Annotated in this window: 12 protein-coding genes; 8 read left to right on the top strand and 4 right to left on the bottom strand. The window is 62.4% G+C overall.

Features of this window, described 5'->3' with window-relative positions:
- Positions 1-9 precede the first annotated feature (9 nt).
- Complete coding sequence (locus LGN17_RS20060; RefSeq protein ID WP_226198317.1) at positions 10-744, bottom strand: SDR family NAD(P)-dependent oxidoreductase; 735 nt, start codon at positions 742-744, stop codon at positions 10-12.
- A gap of 106 nt (positions 745-850) precedes the next feature.
- On the opposite strand from LGN17_RS20060, the gene LGN17_RS20055 reads away from it, so the two are divergent.
- Positions 851-1,762: a LysR family transcriptional regulator gene (locus LGN17_RS20055; protein WP_226198316.1), complete on the top strand. Its 912-nt coding sequence runs from the start codon at positions 851-853 to the stop codon at positions 1,760-1,762.
- Positions 1,763-1,843: 81 nt separating this feature from the next.
- Here the strand turns inward: LGN17_RS20055 and LGN17_RS20050 are convergent, their stop codons facing one another.
- Positions 1,844-2,191, bottom strand: a complete 348-nt coding sequence (locus LGN17_RS20050) for a hypothetical protein (RefSeq protein WP_226198315.1) — start codon at positions 2,189-2,191, stop codon at positions 1,844-1,846.
- 380 nt (positions 2,192-2,571) lie between these two features.
- On the opposite strand from LGN17_RS20050, the gene LGN17_RS20045 reads away from it, so the two are divergent.
- The 4 genes from LGN17_RS20045 to LGN17_RS20030 all read left to right on the top strand — a co-directional run bounded on the left by LGN17_RS20045 (position 2,572) and on the right by LGN17_RS20030 (position 4,590).
- On the top strand, positions 2,572-3,006 hold the full coding sequence (locus LGN17_RS20045) for a hypothetical protein (protein WP_226198314.1): 435 nt from the start codon (positions 2,572-2,574) through the stop codon (positions 3,004-3,006).
- On the top strand, positions 3,003-3,284 hold the full coding sequence (locus LGN17_RS20040; protein ID WP_226198313.1) for a hypothetical protein: 282 nt from the start codon (positions 3,003-3,005) through the stop codon (positions 3,282-3,284). Before LGN17_RS20045 ends, LGN17_RS20040 begins: the two co-directional genes overlap by 4 nt.
- A 193-nt stretch (positions 3,285-3,477) precedes the next feature.
- Positions 3,478-3,693 carry a hypothetical protein gene (locus LGN17_RS20035; protein WP_226198312.1) on the top strand — a complete coding sequence of 72 codons (216 nt, stop codon included), beginning with the start codon at positions 3,478-3,480 and terminating at the stop codon, positions 3,691-3,693.
- Between the two features lie 321 nt (positions 3,694-4,014).
- Positions 4,015-4,590, top strand: a complete 576-nt coding sequence (locus LGN17_RS20030; protein WP_135351091.1) for a recombinase family protein — start codon at positions 4,015-4,017, stop codon at positions 4,588-4,590.
- A 263-nt stretch (positions 4,591-4,853) separates the two neighbouring features.
- Here the strand turns inward: LGN17_RS20030 and LGN17_RS20025 are convergent, their stop codons facing one another.
- Together LGN17_RS20025 and LGN17_RS20020 are read right to left on the bottom strand one after the other, a co-directional pair.
- Positions 4,854-7,340 carry a VPA1262 family N-terminal domain-containing protein gene (locus LGN17_RS20025; RefSeq protein ID WP_226198311.1) on the bottom strand — a complete coding sequence of 829 codons (2,487 nt, stop codon included), beginning with the start codon at positions 7,338-7,340 and terminating at the stop codon, positions 4,854-4,856.
- A gap of 488 nt (positions 7,341-7,828) precedes the next feature.
- Positions 7,829-8,716, bottom strand: a complete 888-nt coding sequence (locus LGN17_RS20020; RefSeq protein ID WP_226198310.1) for a LysR family transcriptional regulator — start codon at positions 8,714-8,716, stop codon at positions 7,829-7,831.
- Positions 8,717-8,815: 99 nt separating this feature from the next.
- On the opposite strand from LGN17_RS20020, the gene LGN17_RS20015 reads away from it, so the two are divergent.
- The 3 genes from LGN17_RS20015 to uvrA all read left to right on the top strand — a co-directional run bounded on the left by LGN17_RS20015 (position 8,816) and on the right by uvrA (position 17,243).
- Entirely contained in the window at positions 8,816-9,826 is a 1,011-nt protein-coding gene (locus LGN17_RS20015; RefSeq protein WP_226198309.1) for an aldo/keto reductase, read from the top strand.
- Positions 9,827-10,236: 410 nt separating this feature from the next.
- Positions 10,237-10,758, top strand: coding sequence for a GNAT family N-acetyltransferase (locus tag LGN17_RS20010; RefSeq protein WP_226198308.1), 522 nt, complete (start codon positions 10,237-10,239; stop codon positions 10,756-10,758).
- 581 nt (positions 10,759-11,339) lie between these two features.
- Positions 11,340-17,243 carry an excinuclease ABC subunit UvrA gene (uvrA, locus tag LGN17_RS20005; RefSeq protein WP_226198307.1) on the top strand — a complete coding sequence of 1,968 codons (5,904 nt, stop codon included), beginning with the start codon at positions 11,340-11,342 and terminating at the stop codon, positions 17,241-17,243.
- Positions 17,244-17,628 lie beyond the last annotated feature (385 nt).

Here is a 17,628-nt window from a genome sequence, read left to right as displayed (position 1 = left end):
TCTTGCTCCTCAGAGTTGTGCCAGGCCGCCGTCGACGGCGACCTCGCTGGCGGTCATGAAGCTGCTGTCCGACGACGCAAGAAAGGCGGCCGCCGCCGCGATCTCCGCCGGATCGGCCATACGCTGGAGCGGCGTCAGCGCACCGTAGGCCCGCTGGCCTTCTTCGCCCAGCGCCTCCTTGGCCAGTTCGGTTGCCGTCGCCCCGGGCGACAGCACGTTGACCCGGATGCCGGTGCCCTTCAGGTCCTCCGCCCACGTCCGGGCGAGGTTGCGCACGGCGGCCTTGCTCGCGCTGTAAGCCGTGAATCCGGGCGCTCCCGTGGTTCCGGCGCTCGACCCGGTCAGGATGATCGAACCGCCCGCACCCATCAGCGGCAGCGCCTGCTGGACCGTGAAGATCGTCCCTTTCACATTGGTGTCGAAGATGTCGTCGATGTGCTCGGCGGTGATCTGGCGGAGCGGAAGCGGGCTTCCCGTCCCCGCATTGGCGAAGACGATGTCGAGGGTCCCGCGCTCCGCCTTCACTGCCGCGTAGAGCCGGTCGAGATCGGTCGAATCGGAGACAGATCCCTTCACCGCGCGGGCATGGGGCCCAAGGTCGGCCACCGCGGCATCGAGCGCTTCCTGCCGACGGCCGAAGAGGAAGACGAACGCGCCTTCCTCGATGAAGCGCTTTGCCGCGGCGCGGCCGATGCCGGTTGCGCCACCGGTGATCACGGCGGTCTTTCCGTTCAGTCTGTTCATGTCGTGCATCCTTCGAGACAAAAGTGACGAACCTGATTCTGGCGCGCTTGATTCATGAAGCCAATTGACTGAATATCTATAAGTACCATCTACTTTATAGATAGATATGCTGGACAACGTCACCATCAACCAACTTCGGGCGTTCGTCGCCGTGTGCGACCAGGGAAGCTTTTCCGGAGCGGCAAGGGAACTGAGGCGAGCGCAGTCGGCGATCAGTCACGCGATCAGCGCGCTCGAGAGCGCCTTCGACGTGGTGCTGTTCGAGCGCAACACGCGCAAGGCGACGCTCACGGCCGCAGGCCGCAGCCTCCTGCCCGATGCGCGCGGGGTGATCTCACGCACCGAGGAAATGAAGATGCGTGCGGCCGCGATTGCCGAAACCGGCGTCCCGCAGGTCTCGATCGCCGTCGACACCTATTTTTCGCGTGCGCACCTGATCGAATGCCTGCGCACGCTGCAGGCGGAGTTTCCAACGATTGCGATCAATCTGCGCATGACGACCATGCAGGGCGGCGAGCACCTGGTTCTGCAGGGCACGTGCGGATTGGCGGTGACGATCACGGACGTGCCCGAGCTGAGCCCGGGCACCATCGAACGACATCATTTATGGGATGCACAGATGGTGACCGTATGCGGGCCGTCGCATCCGCTGGCCGCCATGGCGCAGCCGATCCCGCGGGAAGAATTCGGCCGGCACATCCAACTCGTCGTCACCGACAACCAGCCCGATGCGGAAAAGACCCAGCAAGGGGTCGCCAGTGAACGCCAGTGGTGGGTGAACGACCTCGGCGCGAAGCACGACCTGCTCAGGGGGAGCTTGTGCTGGGGACACATGCCGCGCCATATGGTCGAGGCGGACCTCGCGAAGGGAACGCTCGTCGAGCTCAAACGGCGCGGGTGGCACATGCACCCCCTGACGTTCATGATCTCGCAGCGGCGCGGGTACGCGTTCTCCGGATGCGAGACACGGCTGGTCGAGCTTCTTGGCAAGTGCCCTTCGCAGAGGGGGGGAGAGTGAAGTCGACGTAATGTGCGGGCGATTTCGGGAATTGCAGTTGTCGCTGATGGGGCGGTCACGGTGTTGATGGACAGCACCCGTTCAGCCGGCAAGAGGGTAGAGCTCGCCTTCGTCGCCCCGGACGAGGGCAGCAAGCGCCACCGCCAGGTGCATGGCCGCCGCCATCGTTGGATCGACTGCGGATAGATTCCGAGGCGCATTGAAACTTGCGCGGCCCCTGTTCCAGCTAAAGGTCTTGATCCATTCGCCACCGACGAGGATCGACACATCGCCGGGTCTTCCCGGAATCGAAATCCTCTCGCCCGTCACGGGATTCACCGACGTGACTGCGCTCGAGTCTTCTTTCAAAGCGGCTTGCCCGCGGATGGCGGCCAGCCATTCATCCAGGGAGATGGGCGGATCACGTTCGATGTGGAGTCGATAAGCCATGGCAGAAGCGGGAACGAAGGGTGGGGATGACGCTAACACGAATGACGGGTTCGGAGAAAATCGGGTGATTGCAGTGGGTTGGATGCAGCCGAACGCATCGGGATGTATTCGCCAGGAGCGGTCAGTCGACATCGACGCTCCAATCGTCATCGACGGACTTGTAGCGCGGCGCTGAATGCTTTTGACGATTGTTGACAACACCGCACTCCGTCTCGGAATACTGTTGATCCATCTAGCCCCGTATGATCGCGGTTTTCAGATCCGTCGTCGGGACAGTGGGTGGGGGCGAGGGACTCATTGTGCATCCAGAGGATTGCTCAACGATTTTCATTGCTCGCAGATACAAGAGCCGAGCGTTTTTCTCATCGAAGCGGAAACTCATGAACCGCCGATTCAAATCATGGTTGCTGGCGTTCGTAACTAGCGCCGTCTCTGCCGGCATTGTGACAACGTTGAATCTGGTGCTTGCAACACCGGAACAGCCGCAGCCCGTTTGGTTGATCGAATTGCATGCGGCGTGTGCGTTCGTCGGCGCGTTTGCGATCACTCGCTTCATTCAGGGCACTCCTGCGTCATTGAAGGGACCTACCACCCGCTCCTCTGTTGCGCAAGGTGTTGTTGCCGATACTAGAATTGGCACCGTGAACTTCGTCGTGCCAGGAAACAGCGCGTTTTTCTCGCCAGTACGTTGCCTCATGATTCTCTGCTTTGTACTGTGCCTCATGGTGCAATTCATCCAGGTTGGCAAGTTGGCTGACGACGCAAGCGGTTCGCCCGCCGGCAACAGCCAGCAAATACGGAGGCTGACTACATGACGTCAATCGGTGAGCAGCGCTACGAACCATCGACGACTGCAGACGTCACGGAAGTAAAGAATGATGCGCGTCGCAGGTCCATGCGGCAAGCATTTGCCGTTGTTCTTCTCGCGCTGGGTATCGCGTCTATCTGCGTCGGACTTTACAACCTGATTCAAGCTTTCAACGCCATTGATTTCCCGATGGCATCCAAGCTATGGCTCACGCGGGCACTCACCGCAATGGTGGTCGGCTGGATTTGTCTGCACGTCAGCAGTAAGCGCATCGAATCCCTTTAGGGCGGCGGCTGAAGGTTCACTATTCTTCTTCCTCTGCGCTGTCGCACTCGTCTTTCGGTGTTCAAAGCTTCCGGGGATGTAGCTCAACCGTCATTGCCGGACCGAATTCGGCTGCGGTCGTTGGAGATTGGTCAAAAATAGCGTTCTTCTGCGCGGGTGTTTCACATCACATTTGCTTTTTTTGAAGGCACATATGGATGCACTAGCCAAGGCACTGGTACTTGCCGTTAGGTACATCGATCAGCGGAGCAACTCGCACACCGAGGACGACGACGTGAACGCACTTGAGGAGATCGCATCTGCACTTGCAGTCGCATCGACAGCAGAGCGCAAAGCCTTTGCCAAGGGCGCAACGTCGCTTGGCTTCCCGGAGCTAGTCGAGCAGGTCATCTTGGATTCGCCGCAATGATCTCCTGGCAAGCCCAACATCTCATCTGAGCCGAGGTTGGGGTGGCTAAGTCCGGCGTTAAACGACGTATCTTGTTGACCAGTGTTCGCTTATGAGAATTCCCCTCTGACCGCTTCGGGTCGGTTGTTGTAGTTCGAATAGTGGCACCTTCATGTCTGTCCCAGCGACCGACCAGAAGGCAATCTGGCCTCCAATCAAATGCGCCTGTCCAAAACCGATTCCTTTCGGACAGGGGGGCGCCCTGTCCGAAAATAAGGGTTGAGATGTTTTGGACATGGGCTTATATTCGAACACCCATTTCGTACAGATTGAGTGCCCGATATGTCCCGAACCTTTGCCTATGCCCGCGTCAGTACGTCGGACCAGACCACCGCGAACCAGTTACGAGAGATCGTGGCGGCCGGCTTCTCGGTCGACAAGCGCCGCGTCGTGTCGGAAAGCATTTCGGGGAGCGTAAGCGCCGGTCAGCGGCCGGGGTTTGCGCAGTTGCTCGTCAAGATGGAAGAAGGCGACGTGTTGATCGTGACGAAGCTCGACCGGCTCGGCCGCAATGCGATGGACGTACGGGCCACGGTCGAGGGATTGGCAGAACGCGGGATCCGGGTTCATTGTCTCGCCCTGGGCGGCGTCGATCTTACGAGCGCGGCCGGCCGGATGACGATGCAGGTGTTGAACGCGGTGGCCGAGTTCGAGCGGGATCTGTTGATTGAGCGCACACACGCTGGTATCGCTCGCGCGAAGGCGGAAGGCAAAGCGATGGGGCGGCCGTCCGCCCTGTCGGACGAGCAGCGGGCGGACGTGCTGCGCGAGTTGGACGCGGGGGCGAGCGTGGCCGCGCTTGCTCGGCGATTCGGCACGAGCCGCCAGACGATCATGCGGGTACGCGACGCAGTCTAAGCGGCGCACGCCGTTCGACTCACGTGTATAAGGCCGGACTAGACCAAACAGGCAGCGTCAGATCGTCTGGCCCAGTTCGGCCATTTCCAGTCATTTGCGCGCACGCCAAGGAGGACGCTCGAACGTCAGATTCTATCTAGACAACGGACCCTAGGCCGCCGATTAGAGGCGTCGAGCACCGCTCAGAGCGACCAGATCGCCTACTAATGCAGCCTGGGGTCGACGAGTGGCCAAAGCCATCATCGCGTCGATTCCTTCATCAGTTAGAGTAGGATTGAAAGAAGCTTTTCCCTGAAAATCGGCGCGACCCAAGGATCGTCCTTCACTCTATCGATAGCGGTATTCAAGTCTTCGCCCAACACGTGACGAACCTTCGCAATTGTTTGCGCAGCGAAGATCAGATCATTCAGAAATTCAGGCGGAGCGACATCATGGCCAACGTACATTCCAGCGGCAATGTCCGATCGCATCAGTCGGCCAAGCCAATGAATGTAGTCGGTAGCGACGCCAATTCGATGAGATTCTGGCGCAGCCGACAGTACCGCAACGTTTAGCGCGATAATGGAAAGGAACAGTGCGGCTTCATGCGCATCCCATGCAATCGTCTGCTCAAACCGTTGCGTCTCGATCAATCTAACGAATCCGTGGACTTTCGGGTTAAGTTTGGCACGAACGAAGTTGGTAGAATTTTGTTTGCGCGCAATGGTTTTTCCCAGATTTTCGAGGACCGAACGCCGCACGTCAAAAGGCAAAAACCAGCCACTCCGTTGTCCCGTGTCCGGAAGTCGTTCGAGAACGCCATTAAGCAATTTGTCGTCCAGCATGTTTGCAAGCTCGTCCGTCCCGCGGCTCCTGAGATAGTCGGAAACGAACACGACGATGGCGTCACGGTGCTTGACGACCTTAAACAGGGCGTCTGCGAAATTCTCTACGTCGATGTCCTCCGGCCAAGCGCACAAAAGCGCGTCAATACAGGCGCTTACCTGTGGTTTGAACTCGGAGTTGCGAATAATGACGTTCCAGACATCTGCCAAAAAGGCCTTAACCGGTGCTGCCCACGTAGGCTCTGTATCGCTGGAGGCAGAAGTTATTACTGCGCTAGGCGCAGGCGCTGTCGGTACATCTGCGCTCTTCCAAATAACTTCAGGCTGGAGTCCTTGGGTCTGGCCGCCGACCATTTCCAAAATGTAGGCATAGATACGCCACGACATTACTTGGTTGAGCTCGCAGATGGCGAAGGGCCAATCCCCGGCCGCCTTGCTCAGACTATTGGAAAGCAGATACGCCTTTGGAACGCCTTTCTGATCGACGACGCAAATGTAGCGATCGTGGAACGCCTGCTCCGAGCCGTTACCGTGTTTGATATGCACAATGGAGACTCGCCCGGCCAACTTCGGCGCCCATTCCGTAGCCATGCTGATCAGTTTAGCAAGATAATCACTGCCGGCCGTCGCAGCAGCCGTGTCAGCGTCAGGATCGACCTTGCCTGGCGATACGATGATAAAAAGCTCTGCGGTTTCGTTTCCTTGGCGGGCTACGACCCGCTTAAGCGAGTCGCTTCCAAGGTACGGGTCGACGAGATACGCTTTTGCCAGACCAGGTTGCTCGACCTTTTTTTTAATCCATCGAATGACCTCGAGCTGTCCCTCCGCGCCACGCTCGAACCAAACGTTTTCAAACGTAGGCGAAAGCGGTCCGACCAGTGCGGTCAAATTCGCATGATTCTTTCGCAAGATGTCGAGGCCGCCCGAGCGATTGGCGATCGACGGTCCTTCAAATGAAGTAGTGTGAACGCGGTGTCGAGCTTCAAGGTCAGGACTCTTAGGCGCACCCGGAAAAGGCGGAGGAAGTGCGTCAACAGCGCCCAAGGCTGACAGGGCGAACTGGAACCCTTGGTTGAACATGGCGTTCAACTGATCTACAAGCTTGCCAGCTTCGTCGAACACGCCTATCGAAACGTCGGTGATGTGCGCTGGCGCCGAAACGACGGTCTCAGGTGTGCCGGCGTCGATGTCGAGAAGTACCGCACTGAGAACTTCGTCGTGGTTTCCCAACGTGACTTGCAAGCTGAACTTTTGATCTAGCGGTGCGGCGTGGCGGCGCACGAACAGCCGCAGCGTGGGGGCTTTGGTTCGGAAGTCAGGCTTTTCAGGAACCACATCAAACAGTGGACCATCTAGATACATGCTCGCCGGTGCGCGGTAGAAATAGTCTATAGCTCCGATCGGTCTGTGCCGCCCGAAGATCTCACCGGTTCCGGAGATAGCACCGATTCTTGAGACCAGCATTTCAAGCGCTTCTGACACGGTGCCTGGTTTCAGCTTCTGGTCTAGCGCTTTTTTCAACGCCTTGAAGGGTGTTTCCGTCGCAATGCCTTTTCGATATAAAAGGCCAACGCCGCTTATGCGCGTCCTCTGATTTTTCTCCTCGACTGTGAGCGGGCCAAACGGCAGGCCCTCGATCGTTTGCCCGGCAGCGATCGGACATTCATCAGGTAATGTCAGACGGCCCTCATTGATCGCATTTTGAAGTCCGACCTCTTCGTCTGCTGGAATAATCTTATCCCAGACGATGAGATCAAACGGGGTATCTAAAACGGCTGAACGGCTAATGCCATCAATCGCGACATCGTTCGGCAAGTTGGGCTCGGGATAGATGCCAGGTCCGCGCACAGTTCGAATCAACGCGTAGCAAAGCGTAGGATTGAGTCCGTCGGCCACGACACCGAACACCGTGAGTGCTAAAGGCATGAACCGTTACTCCAGCAGGGAGGGATAAATTTGCTTCTGGTCGAGCCATCTTCGTATCGGCGAAAAGCCAAAACCGATGAGGTCGGAAAACTATCCAGTCAAAGCCCTTTTACCGACGGCAGTTCCGTTTAGAAGGCCATAAGTGCCCGCAGGCGTTAGTCGAGCCTCCTCGAGGATAACCTGAAAAAGGACCGCATCGGTGAGGCGATCTGATTGGAAACGTGAACCTTCTGTCCGGCGCGAACAAAGATGAAAGGAAGGACCGTTGCACCTCGAAACCAGACGTCTACTAAGGATGGTTTGCAATGACCGGAGCGGGTCGATCTGCGCCGGTCGCGTGCGCCGGGCGGCGGCCGGCCGAGTTCGGCCACTTTGAGACATCCAGGCCTACGACCACGATTGCCGACAATTGCCGAAAACCGGCGCCGCGTCCGCAATCACGGTAGTGGTTGGACTCACACTGCAAGCATCATCAGCACCCGGGCTCCTCAAGGCTGGTCGAGCCGAATCGCGTCGATGAATGCGCGCAGTGCGGGTGGCATTTGTCGAAGGCTCGGGTAATAGAGAAAAAATCGCGAGGGCTTCGGACTCCAGTCACGCAGTACAGGAACGAGCCTGCCTGTTGTGATGAACGCTTCCGCGTACGCCTCATACACGTAAGCCAGACCCGCGCCGTCGAGGGCGGCTCGCACCATCATTTCGTCGTCGTCGAACACCAGCGGGCCGCCAGCCGTGATTGTCAGCGCTTGTTCCGCCCGTTCGAATTCCCAGGCGTAGCGGCTTCCGCTTGGAAAGCGTCGACCAATACAGGCATGGACCATCAATTCGCGCGGCTCCGATGGCTGACCATGGGCAGACAAATATTCCGGAGAAGCAACGACAACGAAGCGCAGTGCATCGCCGAACGGCACTGCGATCATGTCTTTTGCGAGGCTCTCTCCAAATCGAATACCCGCATCGAAGCCCGCGCCGACAATGTCCACCAGACTATCGTCGGTGACGATTTCCACTTCGATGCGAGGATAGGTCTTAACGAAACGCGTGAGGATAGGCGCTAGCAGCAGCCGAGCCGCAGGACGCGGCACGTTGAGGCGGAGCTTTCCCGTCGGAGCCGCTTGGAACGCGTTCAATTCCGCCAACGCGTCGGCAATGTCGCGAATGGCCGGTTCCAGTCGAGAAAGCAGTTGCATGCCCGCTTCGGTGGGAGTCACGCTGCGGGTCGTGCGGTTCAGGAGACGAACACCAAGCCGCTCCTCCAGCCCGCGCAAAGCATGGCTAAGTGCCGACGCAGACACGCCGCGCTCGACTGCAGCCTTGCGGAAGTTACGATGGCGGGCAACGGCAGCGAAGGCGTCCAGCTCGTGTAGATCAGGCATAAATTGATGAATCAGGCTCAGTAGTTCATCCAGAATACCGTAACTTATCCAGCGATATAAAGCGTTCCATACTCTCGGAAACCACTCGGGAGGACGCACATGAAAACACGCGATTTGGGGCAGTCTGGACTTTCGGTCTCTGCCATCGGCCTCGGTACATGGGCCATTGCTGGTCCAGGTTGGGAATTTGGTTGGGGCGCACAAGATGATAAGGATAGCCTTGCCGCATTGGAGTACGCAGTCGAGCGGGGCGTGAACTGGATTGATACAGCTGCCGTGTACGGGCTGGGTCATGCTGAGGAGGTGGTGGGCGAGCTGCTCCGGCGGGTCCCGCCATCACGCCGTCCGCTGGTATTTACGAAGGGAAGCCTGATCTGGGATTCGGTTACGCGCCGCATTTCGCATTCGTTGGACCCAGCTTCCCTCGCCCGTGAAGTAGAGGATAGTCTGCGCCGCCTGCGGGTCGACGTGATCGATCTCTATCAGATACATTGGCCGGCGTTCCCGCCGGGCGGCCCGGATGACGGGATAGAAGCGGCCCTCACCACACTTGCGAAGCTACGAGCGGAAGGGAAAATTCGCGCGATCGGCGTGTCCAATTTCGATGTGCCGCAGATCAAGCGCGCTCAAGCCGTCACCGAGATTGCTTCACTTCAACCGCCGTATTCCGCCTTGATGCGCGACGTCGAGACCGACATCCTGCCCTACTGCGAACAGGCCGGAATCGGCGTCATTCCATACTCCACGTTGCAGTCTGGATTACTTGCCGGTTCCATGACTCGTGAGCGCATAGCCGGCTTACCGGATGACGACTGGCGGAAGACCCGAAGTCCAGACTTTCAAGAGCCTCGGCTGACGCAAAATCTGGCTTTAGTCGAAGCGTTCAGGCGTATCGGCGATCGACACGGATTGAGCGTGGCGGCGGTTGCTATTTCCTGGACGCTCAGACAGCCAGCGATCACTGGGGCAATTGTTGGTGCCCGTCGCGCCGACCAGGTGGATGGACTGATTGATGCTGCGGACTTTCGATTGAGCGATAAAGAAGTCGCCGAAATTGCACGGTACCTGCCGGAAGGGGCAGGTACCAACGTCCCCGAAGCCACATCTTGAATTTTTGGAGCCGAGGGCTCTACCACCATCTGTTCGTGACGCTCAGAGTCGATAGGTAAGCGAATGTCCGCCAACCCGGACGTCGAGCGTCCGTTCTGGGTCGGTAACGGCAAGGGTAGGCGTAGGTGTTGGCGTAGCTTTGTGCGCCGACCCTTGTCAGATAAGCCGCAGGTACTGCTGCATCGTTGGAGTGACGGGTGGAGGTGCGGCGGTGGGGTGAGTGCTCATGTGACCGGGAAAAGTTACTTTGGCTGCCCGAGTTTACCAGCGGCCCGCACGGGACCGCTCGAAGTTCGCCGTTCGGCCAGTTGCTGGAGATCACGACCGGCGGCGGCCGGCCAGAAGCGGTCCTTCGACTTCGACGCCCTGATCGTCCACAATCGGCATCGCAGATTCCCGCCCGAACCGCCATGACCATGTATACGCCTACGCTACGCCTAATCGACCGCCAGTCGTCGAACGACATCGAACGTCTGCAAGCCGTGCTCGAAGATGCGCCAGGCTATAGCCTGGCCGTGGAAGGCAGGCTGCCCCCTCCGAACGCCGCCATCGAGGTACTTGATGCGCTACCGCCCGGCAAAAGCCACTCGGACAAATTCGTCTACGATATCTCTCTCGACGTCGAGGCGGTTGGATGTTTGGAAATGGTACGGGGCTATCCAGAGGTCGACATCGCGTTCATCGGCTTGCTGTTGTTCCGGGAAAGTTCGCAGGGACGGGGCTTGGGCCCGCAGGTTTTGCGGCTCGCCGAAGCAATCGGAATGGGCTGGCAGTGTCGCGCATTACGCATTGCAGTCATCGATACCAATCCGAGAGCGTTCGAATTCTGGAAACGCGAAGGCTTCATTGAGTTGCTTCGCAAACCAGCGATGGATTTTGCCGCCCAAGCAATCGTGATGGAGCGTGCGCTACCGGCCGCAATATCTAGCTAAGGCAGATCGTTGTCCCATTGAGTTCGATACCTCGCGACTGTTCGTTATCGCCGTCAGTCGGTCACGACCGGTCATTCGACTGCACTGCACGAATCGTCGAAAATGACGGTATCGAAACGAACTTCGTCAGGTGCCAGAAGAAAGACGGAGGAAGCGTTGCAGCGGATATTTAAAAATGCCGCCGGCGGAGGCGCCGCCTCGATGTCGAACGTGTCGACACGGCCGGACTTGGCCGTTCGGCCGTTCCCGGTCCTCCCCATCTCGACGGCCGCCTTGAATCGGGCCTCAATCGCTCCGACCAAGGATGGCGGGCCACGAACGCATCGGGGCCGGCGCCTTGTCCAGACCGGGTTCCAGCTTCGGCGAACAGCGTGCCGGCTGAAGTGAATCCCGATAGCCGACCGCCTGCCCATGACGCTTCCAGGGTCGTCATGGAAAACTGTATGAATATACAGTATAGTGTCCGTCGAAATCGAGCCGCACGGGTACAACCTTGCGGCACGTGCGCCGCGCCTGCGGGCATCCGCCGCAGCGTTCCGGCACCGTGAAATCTGGCTAACTCATTCAGACGGGCAGGCAAATTGTCATCCAGCAATCTGATCCGCATTCGCGGAGCGCGTCAGCACAACCTCAAGAATCTTGATCTCGACCTGCGCACCGGCGAGATGACGGTCGTCACCGGTCCGTCGGGCTCCGGCAAGTCGAGTCTCGTGTTCGACACGCTGTACGCGGAAGGGCAGCGGCGCTACGTCGAGACGTTCAGCGCGTACGCGCGGCAGTTCCTCGACCGGATGGATCGCCCGCAGGTCGAGCGCGTCGACGGCGTGCCGCCCGCGATCGCGATCGACCAGACCAACCCGGTCCGTAGTTCGCGCTCGACCGTCGGCACGATGACCGAGCTGAACGATCACCTGAAGCTGCTGTACGCGCGCGCGGCCGAGCTGTTCGACCGCAAGACCGCGCGGCAGGTGCGACACGACACGCCGGAGACGATCTACGCGGATCTCGTCGCGCGCACCCAGGCGGACGATCCGCGCGTCGTCGTCACGTTCCCGGTCGAGCTGCCGGAGGCGGTGTCCGATGAAGAAATCGCGCAGTGGTTGTCGGCGAGCGGCTATACGCGCGTGCAGGCGCAGCGCGAGGTCGCGTCGCCCACCGGGCCGCGCAAGGTGCTCGACGTGGTGGCCGACCGCTTCCGCGTGCAGGGCGCCGACAAGGTGCGCGTCGTCGAGGCGATCGAGGCGTCGCTGAAGCGCGGCGGCGGGCGCGTGAACGTATACGTGCTCGCGGCGGAGCCGGAAAGCCCGGATGGCGCGGCCGCCGAGCCGCAGGTGTGGCGCTTCTCCACCGGGCTCCACGATCCCGACAGCGACCTGCGCTACGCGGAGCCGCAGGCGGCACTGTTCTCGTTCAATTCGGCGTATGGCGCGTGCGAAACCTGCCGCGGCTTCGGCCGCGTGATCGGCGTCGATCTCGGCCTCGTGATCCCCGACGCGCGCAAGACGCTGCGCGGCGGCGCGATCAAGCCGATGCAGACCCCCGCCTGGAAGGAGTGCCAGGACGACCTGATGCGCTACGCGGCGAAAGCCGGCATTCCGCGCGACACGCCGTGGGCCGAGCTGTCGGACGCCGAGCGCGACTGGGTCGTGAACGGGTCGCCGGACTGGAACGGCAAGTGGCAGAGCCAGTGGTACGGCGTGAAGCGCTTCTTCGGCTATCTCGAGTCGAAAGCGTACAAGATGCATATCCGCGTGCTGCTGTCGAAATATCGCAGCTACACGCCGTGTGACGTGTGCGGCGGCGCGCGCCTGAAGACGGAATCGCTGCAATGGCGGCTCGGCTCGAAGGAAAACGCCGACGGCGTGCTCGCGCCCGCCGGCCGTTTCATGCCGCGCGGCGTCGACTGGAGCCGCGCGCAGCTCGAAGCGCTGCCGGGCCTGACCGTGCACGACCTGATGCTGCTGCCGATCGAGCGCATCCGTCGCTTCTTCGATGAAATCTCGCTGCCGAGCGCGCTGCTCGACGACGCGCTGAAGCTGCTGCTCGCCGAGGTGCGCACGCGCCTGAAATACCTGTGCGACGTGGGGCTCGGCTACCTGACGCTCGACCGGCAGAGCCGCACGCTGTCGGGCGGCGAGGTGCAGCGGATCAACCTGACGACGGCACTCGGCACGTCGCTCACGAAAACCCTGTTCGTGCTCGACGAGCCGAGCATCGGGCTGCATCCGCGCGATCTCACGCGGATCGTCGAGGCGATGCAGCGGCTGCGCGACGCGGGCAATACGCTGGTCGTGGTCGAACACGATCCGTCGGTGATGCTCGCGGCCGACCGGCTGATCGACATGGGGCCCGGCCCGGGCGAGCGCGGCGGCACGATCGTCTACGACGGCACGCCGGGCGACATCCGGTCGGCGCACACGCTGACGGGCGAATATCTCGGCGGCCGCAAGCACGTCGCGCACGCGTCGAACTGGGCGCGCCGGGTGGTCGATGCGAACACGCCGCGCATCGTGCTCGAAGGCGCGAGCGAACACAACCTGCGCGACGTGACGGTCGAGATTCCGCTGCAGCGGCTCGTCTGCGTGACGGGCGTGTCGGGGTCCGGCAAGTCGACGCTGCTGCAGGACGTGCTCTATCCGGCGATGGCACGGCACCACGGCAAGGCGACCGAGTCGCCGGGCGCGTACCGCGGCCTCACGGGCGCCGACCAGGTCGGCGACGTCGTGTTCGTCGACCAGTCGCCGATCGGCAAGACCACGCGTTCGAACCCGGCGAGCTACGTCGGCGCGTTCGACGAGATCCGCAAGCTGTTCGCGAAGGCGCCGCTCGCGCTGCAACGCGGGTACGGCGCCGGCACGTTCAGCTTCAACTCGGGCGACGGCCGTTGCCCGACCTGCGGCGGCTCGGGCTTCGAGCACATCGAGATGCAGTTCCTGAGCGACGTCTACCTGCGCTGCCCGGACTGCGACGGCAGCCGCTACCGCGCCGAGATTCTCGAAGTGCGCATCGAGCGCAACGGCCGCGCGCTGAGCATCGCCGACGTGCTCGACCTCACGGTCAGCGAAGCGGCCGCGTTCTTCGCGACCGACGCCGAGGTGCTGCGTGTGCTGCAGCCGATCGTCGACGTCGGCCTCGAATACGTGAAGCTCGGCCAGCCGGTGCCGACGCTGTCGGGCGGCGAAGCGCAGCGCTTGAAGCTGGCCGGCTTCCTCGCCGAATCGGCGGCAGCCGTGAACGGGCGCCGGGTCGTCTCGGAAGAGGCGCGCATCGCGCGGGCGAAGCTGTTCATGTTCGACGAGCCGACCACCGGGCTGCACTTCGACGACATCGCGAAGCTGATGCAGGCGTTCGGCAAGCTGCTGGCGGCCGGCCATTCGCTGATCGTGATCGAGCACAACCTCGACGTGATCCGCGCGGCCGACTGGCTGATCGATCTCGGGCCGGAAGGTGGCGACGGCGGCGGTCGGGTGCTGTGCGCGGGTACGCCCGACGACGTGAAGGCCTGCGCCGAATCGCATACCGGCGTGGCGCTGTTGCAATACGACCGCGCGATGGATGCCGAACTGGCGGCCGCCGACGAAGGCAAGCCGCTGCAGGCCGTGCTGAACGCGGCGCGCGAGCGGCGGGCGATCGAAGGCGAAGATGTCGTGCGGATCGTCAACGCGCGCGAGCACAACCTGAAATCGCTCGACGTCGACATCCCGCACGGCAAGTTCAACGTGATCACCGGCGTGTCGGGTTCCGGCAAGTCGACGCTCGCGTTCGACATCCTGTTCCACGAAGGCCAGCGCCGTTACCTCGAATCGCTGAATGCGTATGCGCGCTCGATCGTGCAGCCGGCCGGCCGCCCCGAAGTCGACGCGGTGTACGGCATTCCGCCGACGGTGGCGATCGAGCAGCGGCTGTCGCGCGGCGGCCGCAAGAGCACGGTCGCGACCACGTCCGAGGTCTGGCACTTCCTGCGGCTGCTGTACGTGAAGCTCGGCCTGCAGCATTGCATCCACGACGGCACGCCCGTCACGTCGCAGTCCGTCGAATCGATCGCCGCACAGTTGCTGCGCGATCATCGCGGCGAGCACGTCGGGCTGCTCGCGCCGCTCGTCGTCAACCGCAAGGGCGTCTATACCGATCTCGCGAAGTGGGCGAAGGCGCGTGGCAGCACGCATCTGCGGGTCGACGGCGAGTTCGTGCCGGTCGATCCGTGGCCGAAGCTCGACCGCTTCCGCGAGCACACGATCGAGTTGCCGGTGGCCGACATCGTCGTGTCACCGGACAACGAGGCCGAACTGCGGCGCGTGCTCGACGAGACGCTCGAGCTCGGCAAGGGGGTGATGCATCTGCTCGCGCCGCTCGACGGGCTGCACGATGCGATGCAGAACGATCATTCGACCGCGCGCGTCGGCACGGTCAAGGTGCTGTCGGTGAAGCGCGCATGCCCGGTGTGCGGCACGAGCTACCCGGAGCTGGATCCGCGGATGTTCTCGTACAACAGCAAGCACGGCTGGTGCACGACCTGCGTCGGCACCGGCGTCACGCTCACGCGCGAACAGCGCGCGGCGTACGACGACACGGTGCTCGCCGGGGATGATCGAGGCCGCGAGCAGACGCTGCCGTCCGACGAGCAGGAACCGGAAGGCGTGGGCAACGAGCCATGCCCGGATTGCAACGGCACGCGGCTGAACCCGTCCGCGCGCGCGGTCACGTTCGACGCGCATCCGATCGTCGAGGTTGCGCAATGGACGGTGTCCGACACGCGGCGCTGGATCGACGGGCTGGAACTGACGGGGCGCGATGCGCAGATCGCGCGCGACATCGTCAGCGAGATCGGCAGCCGCCTCGCGTTTCTGGAGGAAGTCGGGCTCGGTTACCTGAGCCTCGATCGCGCGGCGCCGAGCCTGTCGGGCGGCGAAGCGCAGCGCATCCGGCTCGCCGCGCAGCTCGGCAGCAACCTGCAGGGGGTCTGCTACGTGCTCGACGAACCGACGATCGGCCTGCATCCGCGCGACAACCAGATCCTGCTGGACGCGCTGCGCAAGCTCGGCGACAAGGGCAATACGCTCGTCGTCGTCGAGCATGACGAGGACACCATTCGCCGGGCCGATCACATCATCGACGTCGGCCCGGGCGCGGGCAAGCGCGGCGGCACGCTGGTCGCGCAGGGCGCGGTCGCGGATCTGGCCGCGCAGGCCGATTCGGTCACGGGGCGCCTGCTCGCGCAGCCGATGACGCACCCGCTGCAGCCGCGCCGCAGTGTGAGCCTGCCGGGCAAGAAGGGGGGCGCCACGGTGCCGGAAGCCTGGCTGACCGTGCATGGCGCGCGGCTGCACAACCTGCGTGACGTCACGGTCGGCATTCCGCTCGCGCGGCTCGTCGCGGTGACGGGCGTGAGCGGCTCGGGCAAGTCGACGCTCGCGCGCGACGTGCTGATGACGAACCTGCTCGACGCGGTCGGCCGCTCGGTGCTGTCGTCGCCGGCCACGCGCCGCGCACGCAAGGCCGCGCAGCAGGACACGCCGGGCGCCAACCGCCGTTCGAGCGTGCTCGCGCGCAGCGCACCGCGGCCGTCGCTGAACGTCACGCATGCGTGGCAGGGCTGCGAGTCGCTGAGCGGCTGGGAGCAGATCGATCGCGTGCTGGAAGTCGACCAGACGCCGATCGGCAAGACGCCGCGTTCGTGCCCGGCCACCTATATCGGCGTGTGGGACACGATCCGCAAGCTGTTCGCCGATACGCTCGAAGCGCGGGCGCGCGGCTACACGGCGTCGCGTTTCTCGTTCAATACCGGCGACGGGCGCTGCCCCGCATGCGAAGGGCAAGGCGTGCGCACGATCGGGATGAGCTTCCTGCCCGACGTGAAGGTGCCGTGCGACGTGTGCCACGGGCAGCGCTTCAACCCGGAAACGCTCGCCGTCACGTGGCGCGGCCGGAACATCGGCGACGTGCTGACAATGGAGATCGACGAGGCGGTGGAATTCTTCGCGCCGATCTCGAACATCGCGCATCCGCTGCAGCTGATGAAGGATGTCGGCCTCGGCTACCTGACGCTCGGCCAGCCGTCGCCGACGCTGTCCGGCGGCGAGGCGCAGCGGATCAAGCTCGTCACCGAGCTGACGAAGGTGCGCGACGACATCACGCGGCGTGGCCAGAAGGCGCCGCACACGCTGTATGTGCTCGACGAACCGACGGTCGGCCTGCACATGGCGGACGTCGCGAAGCTGATCCGCGTGCTGCACCGGCTCGTCGATGCGGGGCACAGCGTCGTCGTGATCGAGCACGACCTCGACGTGATCGCGGAAGCCGACTGGATCATCGATCTCGGGCCGGAAGGCGGCGTGGGCGGCGGCACGATCGTCGCGGCGGCGCCGCCGGAAGTGCTCGTGCAGGTGAGCGCGAGCCACACCGGGCAGGCGCTCAAGCCGGTGCTGGCGCGAACGGGTACGGACGAAGGGGAAGCCGAGCACGAGGGGGAAGCGCGGGTAGGGTGAGCGTGACGCTTCGTATCGACGGCCCCGCTGCCGGGCGAGGATGTCCCCCAACCAACTTGCAAGTGGCTGGGGGCGCACCGCAATCCGACCCACGCACCCCTCTTCGAGGGGTGTTTTCTTTCAAGCGCCACGACGAGCCGGAGACGCCGGCCGATCTGGCTCAGCCCAATTGCCTGGGACTCCGGCAGGTCAGCGGGGCCATTCATCCACGGGAGTTTGCGTCGCCGGAAGCGTCAGGGCATGGCTTCACCGCGGAGCCGCCGGGCAGCATCGCCACCAACGAGGGCGATGGGGATGATGATCCGCGCGAAGCGATCGTAGCTTCCCGCGCCCGAGGCTGCCGCGCGAAGTCGAACGGCCGGCAAGCGGGGCGATCGCAGTCCTG

Source organism: Burkholderia sp. AU30280 (assembly GCF_020420125.1).
In the GTDB taxonomy this organism is placed as follows: Bacteria; Pseudomonadota; Gammaproteobacteria; order Burkholderiales; family Burkholderiaceae; genus Burkholderia.
Note: the sequence above shows the minus strand (reverse complement) of the source record. Positions and strands in the feature narration are given on the sequence as shown.

What these genes read in the sequence shown, in the direction of transcription:
- LGN17_RS20060 (WP_226198317.1), bottom strand. Translation starts at nt 744, where the DNA reads ATGAACAGACTGAACGGAAAGACCGCCGTGATCACCGGTGGCGCAACC.
- LGN17_RS20055 (WP_226198316.1), top strand. Translation starts at nt 851, where the DNA reads ATGCTGGACAACGTCACCATCAACCAACTTCGGGCGTTCGTCGCCGTG.
- LGN17_RS20050 (WP_226198315.1), bottom strand. Translation starts at nt 2,191, where the DNA reads ATGGCTTATCGACTCCACATCGAACGTGATCCGCCCATCTCCCTGGAT.
- LGN17_RS20045 (WP_226198314.1), top strand. Translation starts at nt 2,572, where the DNA reads ATGAACCGCCGATTCAAATCATGGTTGCTGGCGTTCGTAACTAGCGCC.
- LGN17_RS20040 (WP_226198313.1), top strand. Translation starts at nt 3,003, where the DNA reads ATGACGTCAATCGGTGAGCAGCGCTACGAACCATCGACGACTGCAGAC.
- LGN17_RS20035 (WP_226198312.1), top strand. Translation starts at nt 3,478, where the DNA reads ATGGATGCACTAGCCAAGGCACTGGTACTTGCCGTTAGGTACATCGAT.
- LGN17_RS20030 (WP_135351091.1), top strand. Translation starts at nt 4,015, where the DNA reads ATGTCCCGAACCTTTGCCTATGCCCGCGTCAGTACGTCGGACCAGACC.
- LGN17_RS20025 (WP_226198311.1), bottom strand. Translation starts at nt 7,340, where the DNA reads ATGCCTTTAGCACTCACGGTGTTCGGTGTCGTGGCCGACGGACTCAAT.
- LGN17_RS20020 (WP_226198310.1), bottom strand. Translation starts at nt 8,716, where the DNA reads ATGCCTGATCTACACGAGCTGGACGCCTTCGCTGCCGTTGCCCGCCAT.
- LGN17_RS20015 (WP_226198309.1), top strand. Translation starts at nt 8,816, where the DNA reads ATGAAAACACGCGATTTGGGGCAGTCTGGACTTTCGGTCTCTGCCATC.
- LGN17_RS20010 (WP_226198308.1), top strand. Translation starts at nt 10,237, where the DNA reads ATGACCATGTATACGCCTACGCTACGCCTAATCGACCGCCAGTCGTCG.